Annotated in this window: 13 protein-coding genes; 6 read left to right on the top strand and 7 right to left on the bottom strand. The window is 68.9% G+C overall.

Annotation, left to right across the window (positions count from 1 at the left end):
* Nucleotides 1-63: 63 nt before the first annotated feature.
* From ccoS to ACL58G_RS15780, 5 genes are all read right to left on the bottom strand, one after another.
* The gene (ccoS, locus tag ACL58G_RS15800; protein ID WP_036240176.1) at nucleotides 64-204 is read right to left on the bottom strand and encodes a cbb3-type cytochrome oxidase assembly protein CcoS; all 141 of its coding nucleotides are present in this window, start codon (nucleotides 202-204) and stop codon (nucleotides 64-66) included.
* A complete protein-coding gene (locus tag ACL58G_RS15795; RefSeq protein WP_440967792.1) occupies nucleotides 204-2603 on the bottom strand; it encodes a heavy metal translocating P-type ATPase in 2400 nt (799 codons plus the stop codon). Before ACL58G_RS15795 ends, ccoS begins: the two co-directional genes overlap by 1 nt.
* On the bottom strand, nucleotides 2600-3346 hold the full coding sequence (locus ACL58G_RS15790; protein WP_440967790.1) for a sulfite exporter TauE/SafE family protein: 747 nt from the start codon (nucleotides 3344-3346) through the stop codon (nucleotides 2600-2602). Before ACL58G_RS15790 ends, ACL58G_RS15795 begins: the two co-directional genes overlap by 4 nt.
* 4 nt (nucleotides 3347-3350) lie before the next feature.
* Nucleotides 3351-4760: an oxygen-independent coproporphyrinogen III oxidase gene (gene hemN, locus ACL58G_RS15785; RefSeq protein ID WP_440967788.1), complete on the bottom strand. Its 1410-nt coding sequence runs from the start codon at nucleotides 4758-4760 to the stop codon at nucleotides 3351-3353.
* Between the two features lie 226 nt (nucleotides 4761-4986).
* Nucleotides 4987-6534, bottom strand: a complete 1548-nt coding sequence (locus tag ACL58G_RS15780) for a methyl-accepting chemotaxis protein (RefSeq protein ID WP_440967786.1) — start codon at nucleotides 6532-6534, stop codon at nucleotides 4987-4989.
* Between the two features lie 229 nt (nucleotides 6535-6763).
* Between ACL58G_RS15780 and ACL58G_RS15775 the strand changes: the two genes are divergently transcribed.
* Together ACL58G_RS15775 and ACL58G_RS15770 are read left to right on the top strand one after the other, a co-directional pair.
* Nucleotides 6764-10789: a Pls/PosA family non-ribosomal peptide synthetase gene (locus tag ACL58G_RS15775; RefSeq protein WP_440967785.1), complete on the top strand. Its 4026-nt coding sequence runs from the start codon at nucleotides 6764-6766 to the stop codon at nucleotides 10787-10789.
* Nucleotides 10789-11379 (top strand): 4-phosphopantetheinyl transferase, encoded by a 591-nt coding sequence (locus ACL58G_RS15770; protein WP_440967783.1) that lies wholly within the window; start codon nucleotides 10789-10791, stop codon nucleotides 11377-11379. Before ACL58G_RS15775 ends, ACL58G_RS15770 begins: the two co-directional genes overlap by 1 nt.
* Nucleotides 11380-11403: 24 nt before the next feature.
* On the opposite strand, the gene ACL58G_RS15765 is transcribed toward ACL58G_RS15770, so the two are convergent.
* Nucleotides 11404-11853 carry a carboxymuconolactone decarboxylase family protein gene (locus tag ACL58G_RS15765; protein WP_440968048.1) on the bottom strand — a complete coding sequence of 150 codons (450 nt, stop codon included), beginning with the start codon at nucleotides 11851-11853 and terminating at the stop codon, nucleotides 11404-11406.
* Between the two features lie 165 nt (nucleotides 11854-12018).
* Between ACL58G_RS15765 and ACL58G_RS15760 the strand changes: the two genes are divergently transcribed.
* From ACL58G_RS15760 to ACL58G_RS15745, 4 genes are all read left to right on the top strand, one after another.
* A complete protein-coding gene (locus tag ACL58G_RS15760) occupies nucleotides 12019-12894 on the top strand; it encodes an RNA polymerase sigma-70 factor (protein WP_440967782.1) in 876 nt (291 codons plus the stop codon).
* A gap of 100 nt (nucleotides 12895-12994) precedes the next feature.
* Nucleotides 12995-13357 carry a hypothetical protein gene (locus ACL58G_RS15755; RefSeq protein ID WP_440967781.1) on the top strand — a complete coding sequence of 121 codons (363 nt, stop codon included), beginning with the start codon at nucleotides 12995-12997 and terminating at the stop codon, nucleotides 13355-13357.
* A gap of 42 nt (nucleotides 13358-13399) precedes the next feature.
* Entirely contained in the window at nucleotides 13400-14641 is a 1242-nt protein-coding gene (locus ACL58G_RS15750; RefSeq protein ID WP_440967779.1) for a metal-dependent hydrolase, read from the top strand.
* A gap of 63 nt (nucleotides 14642-14704) precedes the next feature.
* Complete coding sequence (locus tag ACL58G_RS15745; protein ID WP_440967777.1) at nucleotides 14705-15313, top strand: tetratricopeptide repeat protein; 609 nt, start codon at nucleotides 14705-14707, stop codon at nucleotides 15311-15313.
* Nucleotides 15314-15317: 4 nt separating this feature from the next.
* On the opposite strand, the gene ACL58G_RS15740 is transcribed toward ACL58G_RS15745, so the two are convergent.
* The gene (locus tag ACL58G_RS15740) at nucleotides 15318-17180 is read right to left on the bottom strand and encodes a glycosyltransferase (protein ID WP_440967776.1); all 1863 of its coding nucleotides are present in this window, start codon (nucleotides 17178-17180) and stop codon (nucleotides 15318-15320) included.
* Nucleotides 17181-17335: the final 155 nt, after the last annotated feature.

The raw sequence follows: 17335 nt of genomic DNA, 5'->3' as shown, positions 1-17335 counted from the left end.
TCCGACGTACTGAATGCTGATCTTCTGCATGGGTTCCCGCCTGCGCGGGAACGACGGAGTCCGTCAATCGTCGTCGCTGAGAATCCGCAACGCCGGCCCTTCCAGATCGTCGAACTGCCCGCTGTCCGCCGCGCCGAAAAAGATCCACACTGCGAACGCAACGAGCATCACGCTCAGGGGCACCAGCAAATACAAGGCTTCCATTATGGCTCCCTCCTCAGCCGTGCCGCGTTGAGCACCACGAGCGCCGAACTCGCGGCCATCCCCACGCCCGACAGCCACGGATTCAGCACGCCGCTCGCCGCCGCCGGAATCGCCGCCACGTTGTACACCATCGCCCACCCCAGGTTCTGGCGGATCACGCGCAAGGTGTCCGCCGCCGTGTCCAGTGCGGCCGCCAGCGGGCGCAGGCCCTCACCCAGCAGCACGCAGTCGGCGTGCAGCTGCGCCAGCTGCGCGCCCTGCCCCATCGCGAAACTCACATCGGCGCCCGACAGCACGGCCGCATCGTTGATGCCGTCGCCGACCATCGCCACGACGGCGCCGTCGCGCTGCAGGCCGCGCACGACGGTCAGTTTATCTTCGGGTAACTGGTGGCCCAGCGCGTGCGCGATGCCGAGCTGCATGGCGACGTCCTGCGCGGCCTCGTCGTCGTCGCCGGACAGCAGTACGACCGTCTTGCCGGCCGCGCGCAGGCCGGCCACGACGTCGCGCGCCTCCGGCCGGATGTCGTCGACGAGGTCGAAGCGCGCGACCCAGCCGGACGTGGTGCCCAGCCACACGGCCGTGACGCCGCCCGGCTGGCCGCCCGGGAGGTCGCCGCACGCGATGCCGGCCACGAACGCGGCGTTGCCCAGACGGTAACGGCGGCCGCCGATCTCGCCCTCGATGCCTTTGCCGACGACCTGGTTGACCAGGTTCGCGACCAGCGCGGCCGGCCCGGCGGCAGCGCGGATCGCCTGCGCCAGCGGATGCGCGCTGCCCGCTTCCAGCGCGGCGGCCAGCTGCAGCGCCATGCGCCGGCTCGCGCCGCCGAACGTCACCGTCTGGCGCAGCACGGGATGGCCGTAGGTCAGCGTGCCCGTCTTGTCGAACACGACGTGCGTCGCACGGCCCAGTGTTTCCAGCACATGCGGCTTGACGGCCAGCGCGCCCCTGCGCAGCAGGCGGTCGGTGGCGGCGGCAAGCGCCGTCGGCGTCGCCAGCGACAGCGCGCACGGACACGACACGACGAGCACCGCGATCGCCGCCGGCCACGCGCGCGCCGGATCGACGAGATACCAGAGCGCGCACACGCCGACCGTCAGCACCAGCAGCGCGAGCACGAACCACGCGCCGACGCGGTCGGCCCACAACGCCAGCGCGGGCTTGTCCTGGCCGGCGCGCTCGACGAGGCGCACCAGCAGCGCCAGCGTGCTGTCGCGCGCACTGCTCGTCACGCGCACGACGATCGCCTGCGCGACGTTGACGGCGCCGCCGGGCAGTGGCGCGCCCGGCCCCAGCGCGCGCGTGCGGCTCTCGCCCGTCAGCAGCGCGAGGTCGACTTCCGTGTCGCCTTCCACGATGACGCCATCGGCCGGCACGGCCTGTCCCGGCGGCACGAGCACGACGTCGCCCGGCACGAGCGCGCCGGCGGATACGGTGTCAGTCGCGCGCGCGCCCGGAAAGTCGACGAAGCGCTGCGCCGTCGCGGGCCCTGCGCGCTGCAGGCCCTCGAGCGCGCGCGCGGCGCGCCGGCGCGCGTCCAGTTCCAGGTAGCGGCTGCCCAGCAGCAGGAACACGAACATCGTGATCGAATCGAAGTACACGTCGCCGTGCCCGCGCACGACCGCGACGACGCTGGCGGCGGATGCGGCCAGGATGCCCAGCGCCACCGGCACGTCCATGCCCGCCACGCCGCGCCGCAGATCCGTCGACGCGCCGCGCAGGAACGGCCACGACGAGTAGGCGACGGCCGGCACGGTCAGCAACAGCGCGGCCCAGTGCATCAGCGCGCGCATGTCGGCGTCCATCGTGCCGTCCGTCGCCAGGTACACCGGGACGGCGTACATCATCACCTGCATCATCGCCATGCCGGCCACGAACAGGCGGCGGAACAGGGTCTTGCGCTCCCGTTCGAGGTGGGCCGCCTGGCGCGCCGCATCCAGCGGATACGCCGTGTAGCCGATCGCGCGCAGTGCCGCGATGATGTCGCTGGCCTTCGCCACGGCGGGATCGCGGCGCACGCGCAGGCGTTCCGTCGCCACGTTCAGCAACGCGTCCGTCACGCCGGGCAGCGCGTTCATGCGGCGTTCGATCAGCCACACGCACGCGGCACAGCGCATGCCTTCGATGGTGAAGACGACATCGTTCCCATCGACCGCGTCGTCGTACGCGCGCAGGGCGGCCAGGTCGGCCTCATCCCCGATGCGCGCGGCGAACTCGGTGCGGTTGTCGTAATAGTCGGCGAGGCCGGCGTCCGCGATCGTCTGCGCGGCGGCGGCGCAGCCGGGGCAGCACATGGTGCGGCTCGCGCCGTCGACGACGGCCGACCACGGGCTCGCGGCCGGTGCCGGCTGGCCGCAGTGCCAGCACGCGGCGGTGTCGAGGACGGCCGCGCTCATGCGCCGGCTCCGGGTGCGACGCAGATCTCCCGCACCCAGCCGTGCGGCAGGCCGCCGGCCGCGCGCGCGAGGCCCAGCAGGCCGAAGCCCAGCACGACGACGCCGCATGCGAGCCGCACGCGCGGGCCCGCGAGCCAGCCGCGCAGGCGCGCGCCCATCAGGCCCAGGCCGAGCAGCATCGGCAGGGTGCCGAGGCCGAACGCCAGCATCACGAGGGCGCCGTGGAGGGCGGAACCGCTCAGCATCGCGGTGACGAGGACGCTGTAGACCATCCCGCACGGCAGCCAGCCCCACAGGCCGCCCGCGACGAACATGCGCGCGGGCCGGTCCAGCGGCCCGACTTTTTTCAGCAGGGGCTGCACGCCGCGCCACACGAGGCGGCCGCCCTGCTCCAGGCGCGCGAGGCCGCGCCACGCATCCATCAGGTAGAGGCCCAGCGCGGCCAGCATCAGGTTCGCCAGCCAGTACGCGCCGGCCTGCAGCGCCGGCAGTCCGGCGAGCGCCTGCGCGCCTTGTGCGAAGCCGCCGGCCAGCCCGCCCGCGACCATGTAGCTGCCGATGCGTCCCGCGTTGTAGGCAAGGACGTTGGCGACGGGCGCCCGCCCGGTTGCTACCCGCACGGGGATGACCCGTCCGACGGAAGGCGCCACCGACAGCGCGCCCACGATCCCGCCGCACATGCCGGCGCAGTGGACGCTGCCCAGCAGGCCCACGACGAGGACGGGAAGGAGCGCGACGTTCATGGGGTCACACCGTCCTGGAATGCGTGGCCGGGCCGCGCGTGGCGAGATAGTGGTCGAACACCATGCACACGTTGCGGATCAGCAGGCGCCCTTTCAACGTGACGCTGATCCAGTCCGGCGCGAGTTCGACGAGGCCGTCGCGCTCCAGCGCCGCCAGCTGCGCCATCTCGCGGGCGAAATGGGCGTGGAACGCGATCGGGAACGCGAGTTCGATGGTGCTGATCGACAGCTCAAACTGGCACATCAGCTTCTGGATGATCGTCCGGCGCAGCGCATCGTCCATCGACAGCCGCGCACCGCGCGCCACCGGCAGCTCGTTGCGGTCGAGCGCAGCGTAATAGGCGTCCAGCGTCTTGACGTTCTGGCTGTACGTGGCCCCGACCGCGCCGATGGCGGACACGCCGCATGCGACGAGGTCCGCGTCGGCATGCGTCGAATAGCCCTGGAAGTTGCGGTGCAACCGGCCCTGCCGCTGCGCGATGGCGAGGTCGTCGTCCGGCCGGGCGAAATGGTCCATGCCGATGTAGACATAGCCCGCGGCCGTCAGGCGCTCGATGCACAGCTGGAGCATGCGCAGCTTCGCGTCGCTGTCGGGCATGTCCGCATCGACGATGCGGCGCTGCGGCTTGAACAGGTGCGGCAGGTGCGCGTAGTGGTACACGGCGATGCGGTCCGGCGCCGCATCGATCACCTTGTCGAGCGTCGTGCGCATCGTGGCCGGCGTCTGCTTCGGCAGGCCGTAGATCAGGTCGATGCTGACGGAGCGGAAGTCCGCATCGCGCGCGGCCGCGATGATGGCGCGCGTCGCGGCCTCGGGCTGGATGCGGTTGACGGCGCGCTGCACGTCCGGATCGAAGTCCTGCACGCCGAGGCTGATGCGGTTGAAACCCTGGCGGCGCAGGCCGTGCACGCGCTCCTGCGACACCGTGCGCGGGTCGATCTCGATCGAGTATTCGCCGACGGCGTCGGGCGCGAAGCGGAAGCAGCGGCGCAGGTGCGCCATCAGGTCTGCCATCTGCGCGTCCGACAGGTAAGTCGGCGTGCCGCCGCCGAAGTGCAGCTGCTCGACGTCGTTCATGCCGGCGAACAGGCGGCCCCGCATCTCGACTTCGCGTTTCAGGTAAGCGAGGTAGGTCGCCGCCTTCTCGCGGTGCTTCGTGACGATCTTGTTGCAGGCGCAGTAATAGCAGACGGTGTCGCAGAACGGAATGTGCAGGTACAGCGACAGCGGCTTGCCGCCGCCGCGCGTGCGCAGGGCCGCCACGGCGTGCAGGAAATCGCGGTAGCCGAACGATTCCGTGAAGCGGTCCGCCGTCGGATACGACGTGTAGCGGGGACCGTTGCGGCTCAGCCGGGCGATCAGGTCCGCGTCGAACTCGACGACGGGCTGGAATGCGGAAACTGCATCTGACATCGGGGAAACTCCTGGGCCTGCGGCGTGAACATACAAGATGAGTCTATTGAGGCGGGTCCACAAAATCCTTGACTTGCATCAAAAATCGCCGAAGCCGGTGTGCTAACACGCGTGGGCGGGGGCCGCCCACCCTACCCCTGCGTCGGGCCGCGCGACACGGTGCCGCCGCGCATCCAGAGCATACGGCGGCCAATCGTAGGGTGGGCACCCCGTGCCCACGCGAACGCTATCGGCTCAATCTAAATACCGACAAGACTTGCCCCAGATGCCCCACCTGCTCCGCCACGCTGGCGGACGCCATGGCCGACTCCTCCACGAGGGCCGCGTTCTCGCGCGTGATACCGTCGAGCTCGACCATCGCCGCATTCACTTCCGCGATGCCCTCGTTCTGCGCGCGCGACGCCGCCGAGATGTCGCCCATGATGGCGGCCGCGTCCCGCACGGCGCCCACGACCTGGCGCATCGTCTGGCTCGCCGCGTCGACGAGCTCGTTGCCCTGCCCGACCTGGTGCACGGAATCCTCGATCAGCGCCTTGATTTCCTTCGCCGCCCCCGCCGAGCGCTGGGCCAGGCTGCGGACTTCGCCCGCCACGACGGCGAACCCGCGCCCCTGTTCGCCCGCGCGCGCCGCTTCCACGGCGGCATTCAGGGCCAGGATGTTGGTCTGGAACGCGATGCCGTCGATCAGGCCGATGATGTCGACGATGCGCGTGGCCGAGCCGCTGATCTGGCCCATCGTCGTGCCGACTTCCAGCACGGCCGCGCCGCCGCGTCCCGCCACCTGGGAGGCTTCGCCGACCAGGTTGTCGGCGCGCTCGGCGCTGTCCGTGTTCTGGCCCGCCCTGGCCGCGATGTGGGCGAGGCTCGCAGCCGTCTGCTCCAGGCTCGCGGCCTGCGCCTCCGTGCGGCGCGCGAGGTCGTGGTTGCCCGTCGCGATGTCGCGCGTGGCTGCATGGATCGCGCCGACGCCCGTGCGCACGTCGCCGACGATCGCCGTCAGGTTGATGTTCAACTGGCGCAATGCGAGCAGCAGGCGGCCCATCTCGTCGTCGCGTCCCCGTTCGGGCGGGCGCGACAGATCGCCCCCGGCCAGCGCGTGGACGGCCTCCAGCGCCCGGTGCATGGGCGCCACGATGGACCGGTGCAGCTCGGCCCAGGCCAGCAGGGTCGCCGCCGCGCCGGCCAGCGCCAGCAGGCGCCAGCCCCAGGCCTGGGTGGCACAGGCCAGCACGCCCATCAGCAGCGCCTGCGTGCACATCATGACGCCCAGGCGCCGGCCCAGCGGCAAGGTGCGCAGGTCCAGCAGGCGCGCCCACCACGCGGTGCGGACGACGGCGCCGCGCCGGAGCGCGAGCCCCTCGGCCCGGCCGTCGCGCAGGCGTTGATAGATCGCTTCGGCGCGTTCGACCTGGTCGCGCGCGGGACGGGTGCGGACCGACATGTAGCCCACCGTCGCCCCCTCCTGCCTGATGGGCACGACGTTCGCCACGACCCAGTAGAAATCGCCATTTTTCCGACGATTTTTTACGAGTCCTGTCCACGGTTCGCCCGCCTGCAGCGTTTGCCACAGGTCGGCGAACGCCGCAGGCGGCATGTCCGGGTGGCGGACGATGTTATGGGCCTTGCCGATCAGCTCATCTTCGGTAAAGCCGCTGACTTCGATGAACGTGGGGTTGACGTAGGTGATGCGGCCTTTGGTGTCGGTCTTGGACACGATGGACTGGTCGTCATGCACCGGGTATTCGATGCCCGTGACGGGTAGGTTGGTACGCAAGCGTGGCTCCTGGCTTTTAGTGAGGAAATATTGTTTTTGGGAAATTTTATGAAATGTGGTCCGCCTAAATCCTTGATCCAGATCAAAAATGACGGATTGGCTGGTGAACACGGGCGTAATGAACACATGCGCCGCCCGGCCGTTAAAATGGCGTACCCTGCGCGGATGTGGCTGCCAGGTTTGCATTTTGTGTCTTGATGAAATTCAACCAACCCCAACATAGCCGTCGATGAACGATATCTCTCCTCTGACACGGCACCCCGATGTCCTGTACGGCCCGCACCAGCCCGAGCTGTTGCGCGACGAGATCCTGGCCGACCTGCTGGAAGCAAGCGCGGCCCGCGCACCGGACCAGCTGGCCCTCATCGCCGGCGACCGCCGCCTCACGTATCGCGAGCTCGACGCCCTGTCCAGCCTGGCCGCGTCGCGCCTGATCGACGCGGGCATCCGGCCCGGCCATATCGTCGGCCTGTGGATGCCGCGCGGCATCGAGCTGCTCGTCATGCAGGCGGCGATCGCCAAGGCCGGCGCCGCCTGGCTGCCGGTCGACGAGGACACGCCCGTCGAGCGCCTGCTCGTGTGCATGGACGACGCCGGCTCGCCCGCCCTCGTGAGCAGCGAGCGCATGCGCGACCGTCTCGGCACGGTGACGCAACCGATCCACACCGCCGAAACACTGCTGGCGCCCGCGCCCGGCGGCTACGAACTGCGCCGCCGGGGCAAGGTCGACGGCGCCGCCCCCGCCTACGTCATCTACACGTCGGGCTCGACGGGCAAGCCGAAAGGCATCCTCATCGACCAGCGCAGCATCTGCCACTTCCTGCGCAGCGAGAACGAAGTGCTGGGCGTCAAGGCCACCGACCGCGTCTACCAGGGCTTTTCGGTCGCCTTCGACATGTCGTTCGAGGAAATCTGGATTTCCTACCTCGTCGGCGCCACGCTCTGGATCGGGCCAAAGGAGACGGCCGGCGATCCGGAGGCGCTGCCGCGCCTGCTTTCGGAGAATGGCGTCACCGTGCTGCACGCGGTGCCGACGCTGCTCGCGCTGTTCGCGGACGACGTGCCGAGCCTGCGCATCATCAACCTGGGTGGAGAGATGTGCCCGGAAACGGTGGTCGAGCGCTTTTCCAGGCCGGGCCGCCAGATGTTCAACACGTATGGCCCCACGGAAGCGACCGTGTCGGCCAGCCTCGCGCGCCTGGAGCCGGGCCGGTTGATCACGATCGGCACGCCGCTGCCGAACTACGGTTTGCTGGTCATTTCCACCGAGACCGACAAGGGCCTGCAACTGCTGCCGCGCGGCGACACGGGCGAGCTGTGCATCATCGGCCCGGGCCTGTCGGCCGGCTACCTCGGCCGCCCCGACCTGACGGCCGAGAAATTCCTCGCGAACCCGTGGAGCGCGGGCCCGGACGATCCGCGCCTGTACCGCACGGGCGATCTCGCGCGCATCGAGCCGGACGGCCAGGTCGTGTGCCTGGGCCGCACGGACGACCAGGTCAAGATCCGCGGCTTCCGCGTCGAACTGGGCGAGATCGAAGCCCAGCTCGCGCAACAGGACGGCGTCGGCACGACGGCCGTGCTGCTGCGCAAGGACGACGGCATCGACCGCCTCGTCGCCTACCTCGTGCCGGCCGCCGGCGCGACGCGGGAACAGCTCGCACCGGCCACGTTGCGCCGCGCGCTGTCCGGGAAGCTGCCGCCGTACATGGTGCCGAGCCGCTTTGAACAATTGTCCGTGATGCCGCGCCTGACGTCCGGCAAGATCGACCGGAAAGCCCTGAAGGCGATGGCCCTGTCGGCCCCGCTACCGAGCGATCCGGCCGAATCGGACGTGGCGGAAACGCCGGGCGAGGAAGCGCTGTTCGCCGCGCTGGAGAAATTGTTCCCGGGCCAGCCGATCCGCCGCGAACTGGACTTTTTCAGCGACCTGGGCGGCCACTCGTTCTTCGCCGCCCGCCTCGCCACGGCACTGCGCGCCGACCCGCGCTTCGCCCACGTCACGGTGCGCGACATTTATTCGCAACGCCAGATCGGCGCCATCGCGTCGAGCCTGGACCAGGCCGCCGGCACGGCCGCCGTCGAGCCGGACTGGACGCCGCCGTCGGAAGCCCGCCGCTGGCTGTGCGGCATCGCCCAGCTGGCGACCGTCCCCGTGCTGATCACGCTGCGCATGGCCCAATGGCTGGCGCCGTTCTTCACGTACCACTTCTTCACGGGCGACCCGGGCGACTCCGTGGCGCGCGCCATCGCCGCGTCGATCGGCGTGTTCCTGCTCGCGACCCTGCTGGAATTCGTCTTCGCCATCGGGGGCAAATGGCTCGTCGCGGGCCGCCTGAAACCCGGCGTGTATCCGCTGTGGGGCGCGACCTATTTCCGCTGGTGGCTCGCGGACCGCCTCGTCGAGGCGGCCCCGACCTATTTGCTGGCCGGCTCGTCGCTGTACGGCTGGTATTTGCGCCTGCTGGGCGCGAAGATCGGGCACGATGTCGTGATCGGCTCGCTGACGATCCGCGCGCCCGACCTGCTCGCCATCGGCGCCAACGTCAGCATCGGCAATGCCGTCAACTTCGAGAACGCGCGCGTGGAACGGGGCCGGTTGATCCTCGGCCGCATCGCGCTCGACGACGACGCCTGCGTGTCGTCGTACGCGATCCTGGAAGGCAATACGCAGGTGGGCCGGCGCGGCCACCTGGAGGGCCAATCCGCGCTGCCGGATGGGGGGATTGTCCCCGCCGGCCGCGTCTGGAACGGCTCGCCCGCGCGCGACGCCGGCGCGTTCGATCCGTCGACCCTGCCGCCGCGCCCGCGCGTCAGCCGTGCCCGCCTCGCCGGCGAAGCCCTGTTCTTCGTGTTCGGCATGCTGCTCGTCGCCACGCTGTTCTTCATGCCCGTGTTCCCCAGCTTCGTGCTGATCGACTGGTTCGACGAACGGGGCACCCTGCCGATCCTCGCGCAGAACTCGATCCAGGGCCAGCTGCTGCGCTACTTCGTGCTGGCACTGCCCGCGTCCGCCGTGCTGATCGCGCTGACGATGCTCGTGTCGGCCGCCATCCGCTGGGGCTTCCTGCCCCGCATGATGCCGGGCCGCTCGGCCGTGCACAGCGACGCGTACTGCAAAAAATGGCTCGTGAGCCATATCCAGGAATCGAGTTTGAACGTCCTGCACGGCATCTACGCGACCGTGTTCGCGCCGTTCTGGTACCGCCTGCTGGGCGCGAAGGTCGGCCGCGACGCCGAGATCTCGACGGCGCTGGGCGTCGTCCCCGACATGCTGACGCTGGGCGACGAGACCTTCATCGCCGACGCCGTCATGCTGGGCGACGAGCAGATCGACGGCGGCTGGATGACGATGGAAGCGACGGTCGTCTCGAACCGCAGCTTCGTCGGCAACGGCAGCTATATCCCGGACGGCACCGTGCTGCCGGAAGGCGTCCTCGTGGGCGTGCACACGCATGCGCCCGCGAACGAGCGCATGACGGGCGGCGACACGTGGCTCGGCTCGCCGCCGATCCACCTGCCCGCGCGCGAACAGGTCAGCGGCTACCCGGAACACCTGACCTACCGCCCGTCGCCGGCGCGCCGCCTGGGCCGCGCGCTCGTCGAAGCGTTCCGTATCGTCGCGCCGCACGCGGTCGTCATCGCCGTCGGCTACACGGTCGTGCTGGACCTGATGCCGATCGCCGGGGCCGGCCGCTGGGGCGAAGTGATCTGGGACCTCGCCCTGATCAGCCTCGCCTACGGCATCGGCAACTACCTGTTCGTGCTCGCGTTCAAATGGCTGCTGCTGGGCCGCTACAAGAAGCGGGCCGAGCCGATGTGGACGCCGTTCGTCTGGCTGTCCGAAGGCGTCACGAACATGTACGAAGGCATCGCCGTGCCCAACTTCATGCGCTACCTGCGTGGCACGCCCTGGCTGCCGGTCGCGTTCGGCCTGCTCGGCTGCCGCATCGGCCGCGGCGTCTACATGGACACGACGGACATCACGGAATTCGACTGCGTGACGATCGGCGACCATAGCGAGCTGAACGCGCTGTCCTGCCCGCAGACCCATTTGTTCGAAGACCGGGTGATGAAGATCGATCACGTCGACATCGGCAGCAAGGTGTACCTGGGCCCGCGCAGCGCCGTGCTGTACAGCGCGAAGGTCGGGGACAATGCCCGCATCGGGCCGCTGACCCTTGTCATGAAGGGCGAGCACATTCCGGCCGCGACGAGCTGGAACGGGTTGCCGGCGGCGCCGCAGCGGGTGTGATGGATCGCGCTTTGCCCGTACGCTGGTGGCACGGGGGCCGGTTTGCAGATGCGCCTGCTTACGCTTCGGGCGTGCAGATCGTCGGCGTGCGCGGGCAACCCGACCGCGCGACGGCGCGGCGCACGATTCGTGCGGCGCTGCTTGCCGCGCTGGCTGAGGCGAGCGGGCTTCCGTCGTCATCGATCCGGCTGTGTGGTGCGCCGGGCGCAGCGCCCTGGGCGCTGCTCGACGATGGCCGCCGCTTCGCACTGTCGATCAGCCACGACGGCGACCTGTCCGTGGCGGCCCTGCGGCTGGACGGCGGCGCCGTCGGCATCGACGTCATGCAGGTCGCCGACGTCCCGGACTGGCAAGCCGTCGCCCGCGACTATCTCGGCCCGGCGGCCGCGGCCACGCTGGCCGGCGTGCCCGCGTTCGCGCGCGCGTGGAGCGAGCGCGAAGCCAGGCTCAAATGCCGGGGGCTGGCGCTGGCGGAATGGGGGGCGTGCGACGAACCCCTGCTGGCGGCGTGCACCTGCCTGTCGTTGGTGCTGCCGGACGGTTACGCGGGTACCGTGGCGGTGCTGCCCGCGCCATGTCCGCAGCGCTGACGGTCCGTCGGTACCGGCGCCGTTTCAGGCCTTTGCGCGCGGTTTCAACCGGAAGCTGATGCCCATGCGATTGATCGCGTTCATGGCCGCGATCACGATCGTCAGTTCGACCAGGGCCTGTTCTCCAAACGCGGCCAATGCCGCCGCGTAGGCCGCGTCCGATGCATGGGTCTCGCTCACGCGCGTCACTTCCTCCGTCCACGCCAGGGCCGCCCGTTCCCCGTCCGAAAACAGATAGGCGGCCTCTTCCCATACCGGCACCAGTACAATCTTGTCGACGGACATCCCGTGTTTGATGAGATCGCGGGTGTGGACGTCGATGCAATGTGCGCAACCATTCAATTGCGACGTCCTGAGGAAAACAAGGTGGATGAGTCCCGGTTCCAGACCCGTACCCGTCGTTGCGTAATGGTGGAGTGCTCCCAGCGCCTTGGCGCCTTCCTGCGACACTTGAAACCAGTTTGCGCGATTCATCGTGCGTGTTCCTTTCATGCGGTGATTGGTCATGCGGTTGGCAACCCTGCCCGCCGCTTTCCACAAGACGTGCGGCCGCGCGCTGCCGTGACACACCGGACGGATCCGTCACAACAGTCGGTGCCGGATCGTCTAGTCAGTATTGTTCAAGTCCCTGGGGTAGCCATGAAGTCCGCCGACCCGCATGTGTTCGAAGCATTACGCCCACGTCTTTTCCTGATTGCCTATCGCATGCTCGGCATGCGCGCCGACGCGGAAGACGTCGTCCAGGACGCCTGGCTGCGGTACAGCGCAAGCGTGCGTGACGACGTCAGGTCGGCCGAAGCCTGGCTGGTGACCATCACGACGCGACTGTCGATCGATCGCCTGCGCAGCCGAAAAACCGAGCGTGACGCCTACACCGGCTGGTGGCTTCCGGAACCTGTCGTCGAGATCGTCGAAGACACGCCCGAGGCCGCCGCCGAATTGGCAAGCGATGTCTCTGTCGCCATGCTCTGGGTGCTGGAACGGCTCACGCCGGAAGAGCGGGCCGCATTCCTGATGCGCAAAGTATTCGACCAGGATTATGGTGATGTTGCGACCATGCTTGGCAAAAGCGAAGCCGCCTGCAGGCAGCTCGTCCACCGGGCCCGGGAACGGATACGGCAGGAGAGTCCGCGCTTCACGGTCTCGAAGACGATGCATCGCCTCGTCCTCGAAAAATTCATGCAGGCGGCCGCCAACGCCGATCGCGATGCGATGAAGACGCTCCTGTCGGCAGATGTCGAATTCCGGGCGGACGGCGGAGGAAAAGTAGAGTCCCTGCACAAGGTTCTCATCGGGACGGGACGCGTGGCGGGACTGTATTGGGCAGTCGAACATGCGTTCCGTGAACGCGTCGTCTACAAGATGGCACGCGTGAATGGCGAACCAGGATTGGTTCGGTACATCGATGGGAAAGTCGAATCGGTGCAATCGTTTTGCATTCGCGACGGCACCATTTCGCAGATATACGTAGTAAGAAACCCAGATAAATTGCAGGGCATTCCTTTCTTGCAGTAAGGCTGGTCCAGGCAAGCTTTCCTGAGTGCAGGTATACTCGCGGCATTCCCGCATCGTCGCGCGCGTTGATCGACGATGCCACCGCTTGCCTGAGTTTCCAATGAAATTACGCCAACTTACCGTTTTCCTGGGTGGATACCTCGCGACCGTCGTCGTCCTTGCCCACCTCCACAACAGCTTTTCCGGGATCGCCTCGACCGCCGTCATCGCCATCTGCCTCGCCATCGCGCTGCTGATCGGCTTCGCGGCCGGCACGTCGGAAACGGCTGCACGGCATGGCGCGGCGTTCGTGCTCGCCTCGTTCTGCGGCGCAGTCACGATCCTGCTGTCGTTCTACGCGCGGACGGCCGGCGTCGCCCTCGTCGCCCTGCCTTACGTCTTCTTCTGGACGAACGCTGCCTGGCTGGGCTTGCAAGCGGCCCGGATCTGCCGGACCGCGTTGAACGCACCGTCGGCGCAGTAAGCCGTTCGATCCGCCAGCTTGCGGTTTGGGTAAGATTGCAGGATGGATAATCTCACCCACTCCGTCGTCGGCCTCGGCATCGGCGCGCTGATCGACCGCAGCGTGCCTGCCGAGCCCGCATCCGACGCGCAGCGCGTCCGCACGCGCCTGCTTCTCACCATCGGCTGCCTCGCCAGCAACTTCCCCGACCTGGACCTCGTGCTCACGAAGCTGCTCGAGGCACCGCTGGGCTATCTGTTGCATCACCGCGGCCATACGCACACATTGCTGGCGGCACTCGGCGAAGTTGCCTTGTTGCTGGGCCTGGTCTGGCTGCTGTGGCCGGCGGCGCGCGGACTGCTGCGCACCAGCCCGCGTGCCCGGTTCGCAGCGCTCCTGACGGCCTGCGTGGGCATGGTGCTGCACATCTCGATGGACGGACTCAACGTCTACGGCGTGCATCCGTTCTGGCCATTCGATGCGCGCTGGTATTACGGCGACCTCATCTTCATCGTCGAACCCGTGTTCTGGATCGCGTTCGGCATCCCGCTCGCCTTCATGGCGAGGGGACCGCTGCGGCGCGGACTGCTGCTGGCCCTGCTGGTCGGCGTGCCCGTCGCCGTCACGTTCGCCGGGTTCCTGCAATGGGGTTCGCTGGCCGGGCTGCTGGTCCTCGCCAGCTTCCTGGCGGGGATCGCACGCTGGCGCGCGCGGCGAGCCGGCGGCGACCGTGGCCGCACCGCACTGGCTGCCGGGCTGGCTGCGGCGCTCGCCTTCGTCCTCGTCCAGGCGGCGGCCATGCACACGGCACGGGACACGGTCGCTGCCGCCATCGCCCGCCTCGACCCGGGCGAGCGCCTGCTCGATACGGCCCTGTCCGCCTATCCCGCCAATCCGCTGTGCTGGTCGTTCGTGACGGTGGCCACGGATGCCGCGCACGGCAGCTATCACCTGCGCCGCGGCCAGCTCAGCGTCGCACCGGGCATCACGCCGGTCGCCTCCTGCCCGGCCGGGATCGCGGGCCGTGCCGCCGGCAACGATGCGCAACTGGCCTGGCAAGGCGACGCACGCGACAGCCTCGCGCGACTGCATGACCTGCAACAGAACAATTGCCACTTCAACGCCTGGATGCGGTTCGCCCGCGCGCCGGCGATCGACGGCACGACGGCGACGGATGCGCGCTGGAGCCCGCTGGGCAGCGCCAATTTCTCGACGCTGGACTATGCCCACCTCGCAGACACGCCCTGCCCCCGTCCCATGCCGGACTGGGGCTATCCGCGCGCGGACCTGTTGCGGCAGCCTTGAACACAGCGGGGGCACAAGAATGTGCCATAACGTGACACATCGTCGCGCTCGCCGGCGGCCAACATGTGGCCCGGATATTGCTCGAGGATCAACCACCTTCACAACCAGGGAGATCCGATGCGAACGTTACTTATCTCGACCGTATGCTGCGCCACCCTTTACGGCACGGCGGCGCATGCCCGGCCGCCAGGCGATGGCGCACCCGACATCAAGTCCGCGGAAAACGAACTGAGCTATCGGTCCTACGTGACAAGCGACAAGCGCATCAAATGCCTGTACGGCTATGCGGCGAACAAGACAGGCGACCACGCGGCCGCCATCCAGATCTTCGAAGACTGCATCCGGCGCTGGAACGACGTGTTTTCCATGATCGGTCTTGCGCAGATGTACGAAACCGGCATCGGCATCCGGCAGGACGCCGCACAATCGACGGCGCTGATGCGCCGGGCGGCCCAGCTGGACGACGGCTCGACCTATCCGAGCCTGGCCCGCTATCACTATGGCGTGGCCCTGGCGGAGGGATATGGCATCCAGAAAAATATCGCCGAAGCGCGGACATGGCTTCACAAGGCGGCCGAGGAAGGCGTGAACGAAGCCGCCGCTTATCTGGATCATCTGGATCATCTGGATCATCTGGATCACCTCGACCACCAGGATCGCGCGTCGCCATGAGCGCCTAGCCCGCCACCCGCGGACCGCGTCCCGCGGTGGCGATGACGTGCCGGAAGAAGGCCACGAGGTCCGGCACATGCGTATCGAAGCAGAACTGCTCACGCTGCGCCCACATGCGCGTGCGCAGTGCGCCCATGCGGGACCCGTCGCGCAGTTGCGCGGCCAGGTCGTCGATGCCGTCATAGAACACCCCCACGCCGAGCCGGCGCGCCAGCGCTTGCGCGGCCACGACGGCATCGCCATTGTCGCGCTGGATCAGCGGCAGGCCGGCCACCGCCAATGTGGCGATGCGGGCCGGCAGGTTCAGGTCGTCCCAGTCGGCGCGGCGCAGGTCGCCGCCGTTGCGGCTCGCGAAGCAATGCAGCCAGCCGGCGTCGTAGCGCGAGAATTCCTCGACCCAGCGGTCCTGCGCCACATTGCCGTGCAGGTGCAGGTGGTGCGGCGCCAGCGCCTGCGTCTTTGCGATCCACTCGCGCCACTGGCCGTGCGTGTAGTCGCCGTAGAAATGCAGGTGGATGCCGGCCGCCGCCAGCGCCGCCACGGTGGGCGGATGCAGCCCGATCGGGCGGCCCGGCACCACGGTGTGCACGTCGCCGCCGGCGCCGGACAGCGGCGGTGACACGGGGCCGTCGAACCAGTCGCGCCTGGGCAGGTCGCCATCGAGCACATGGCACGGACGCGTGCGCGCCAGGCCCGGCGCCGCCAGCTCGAACCAGTCGCGCGCCTCGGGGCAGCTGAAGATGCGCCCGTCCGCCATGCGGTACAGGTCGAGCAGTTGCGGCCATGTGCCCTGTTCCAGGCAGATGAACGGCCCTTCCTTGAAATGCCAGACGAACGGGATGCCGCTGCTCGCCAGCAGGACGTCGTGGCAGAACGGCACGGCCTGCCAGTTCAGCTGCGCGTAGATCACGTCGGGGCGCAGCCTTCGCAGCGCCGCGCGCCAGTCGTCGCGGGGCAGATCCTCGACGTGGCCGAACGGCAGCGGGCCCACCGTGTTGAACCAGTACGGCGTGTCCGTCCACAGGCCGTACAGCGTGTGCCCCAGCTCTTCCAGCGCCAGTACCCGTTCCGCGTTGTACGCCAGTTCGCCCACGAGCAGGATCGTGAGGCCGTCCGCTGCGCGCGGTGTGGGCGATCGCTCGCGCAGGCGGCGGTACAGCGCGACCTCGTCGATAGCGTTGCCGCTGCGCGTGTGGAAGCGCAGCGGCGCGCGCACGCGGTAGTGGCGGCGGAACGGGTTGATCCCGCCTGCCGGTTCGCGCATCAGCTTGTGGCGCTGGCGCGGGTGGTCGACCCATTCGCAGGTCACGACGCCCGTCCCCACGCTGGCTCCCAGCGCCTGCAGGCGCGACCAGTACAGGCGGTCGAGGTCGTCGGACTCGAGCGCCGCGCGCTCGGTCCAGCGCAGGCCCGTGCGCCGGTGCATCGCCTGGACGAGCTGCAGGCCCTCGCCGGGAACGGGTCCTTCCGCCTCGCGGTTGTAGCGCCAGCGCACGCCGGACACCGCCAGCACGGCCTCCGGCGCCGCCCCGAGCGCCGCCGCCAGCGTCTCCAGGTGGCGCGGATAGAACACGTCGTCGGCGGGCAGGTAGGCGACGAGCGGCGCCGTCGTCGCGTCCAGCGCGACGTTCAACGCCCGGCCCAGCCCCTCGTTCGCGTCCAGCGCGAGGTAGCGGATGCGCGCATCGTCCAGGAACGGCGCGACGACGGCCGCCGTGGCGTCGCGCGAGCCGTCGTCCACCACGACGGCCTCCCACGCGTCGAGCGTCTGGGCCTGCAGGCTCGCGAGTGCGCGGGCGATGAAGTGCGCCTGGTCGAAGGTCGGCACCAGCACGCTCACGCGGGGTTGGAAAGATGTCGTCGCCATGCAACAAGCATAAGGAGGCGAGGCTGTGCGCGTTTGCGCCGGATCAGTCGTGCGCGTGCCCCGGAAACAACAACTTGTGAACCTTATTGCACCACTTTGTGGTTACTGGGCACTATTGCCCGTTCGCACTACCTGATAGACTCCTCCGTTTCACC

The organism is Massilia sp. GER05 (genome assembly GCF_052056005.1).
GTDB classification, from domain to species: Bacteria; Pseudomonadota; Gammaproteobacteria; order Burkholderiales; family Burkholderiaceae_D; genus Telluria; species Telluria orientalis.
The sequence above is the reverse complement of the archived record's forward strand: the minus strand, read 5'-3'. Positions and strand labels throughout refer to the sequence as shown.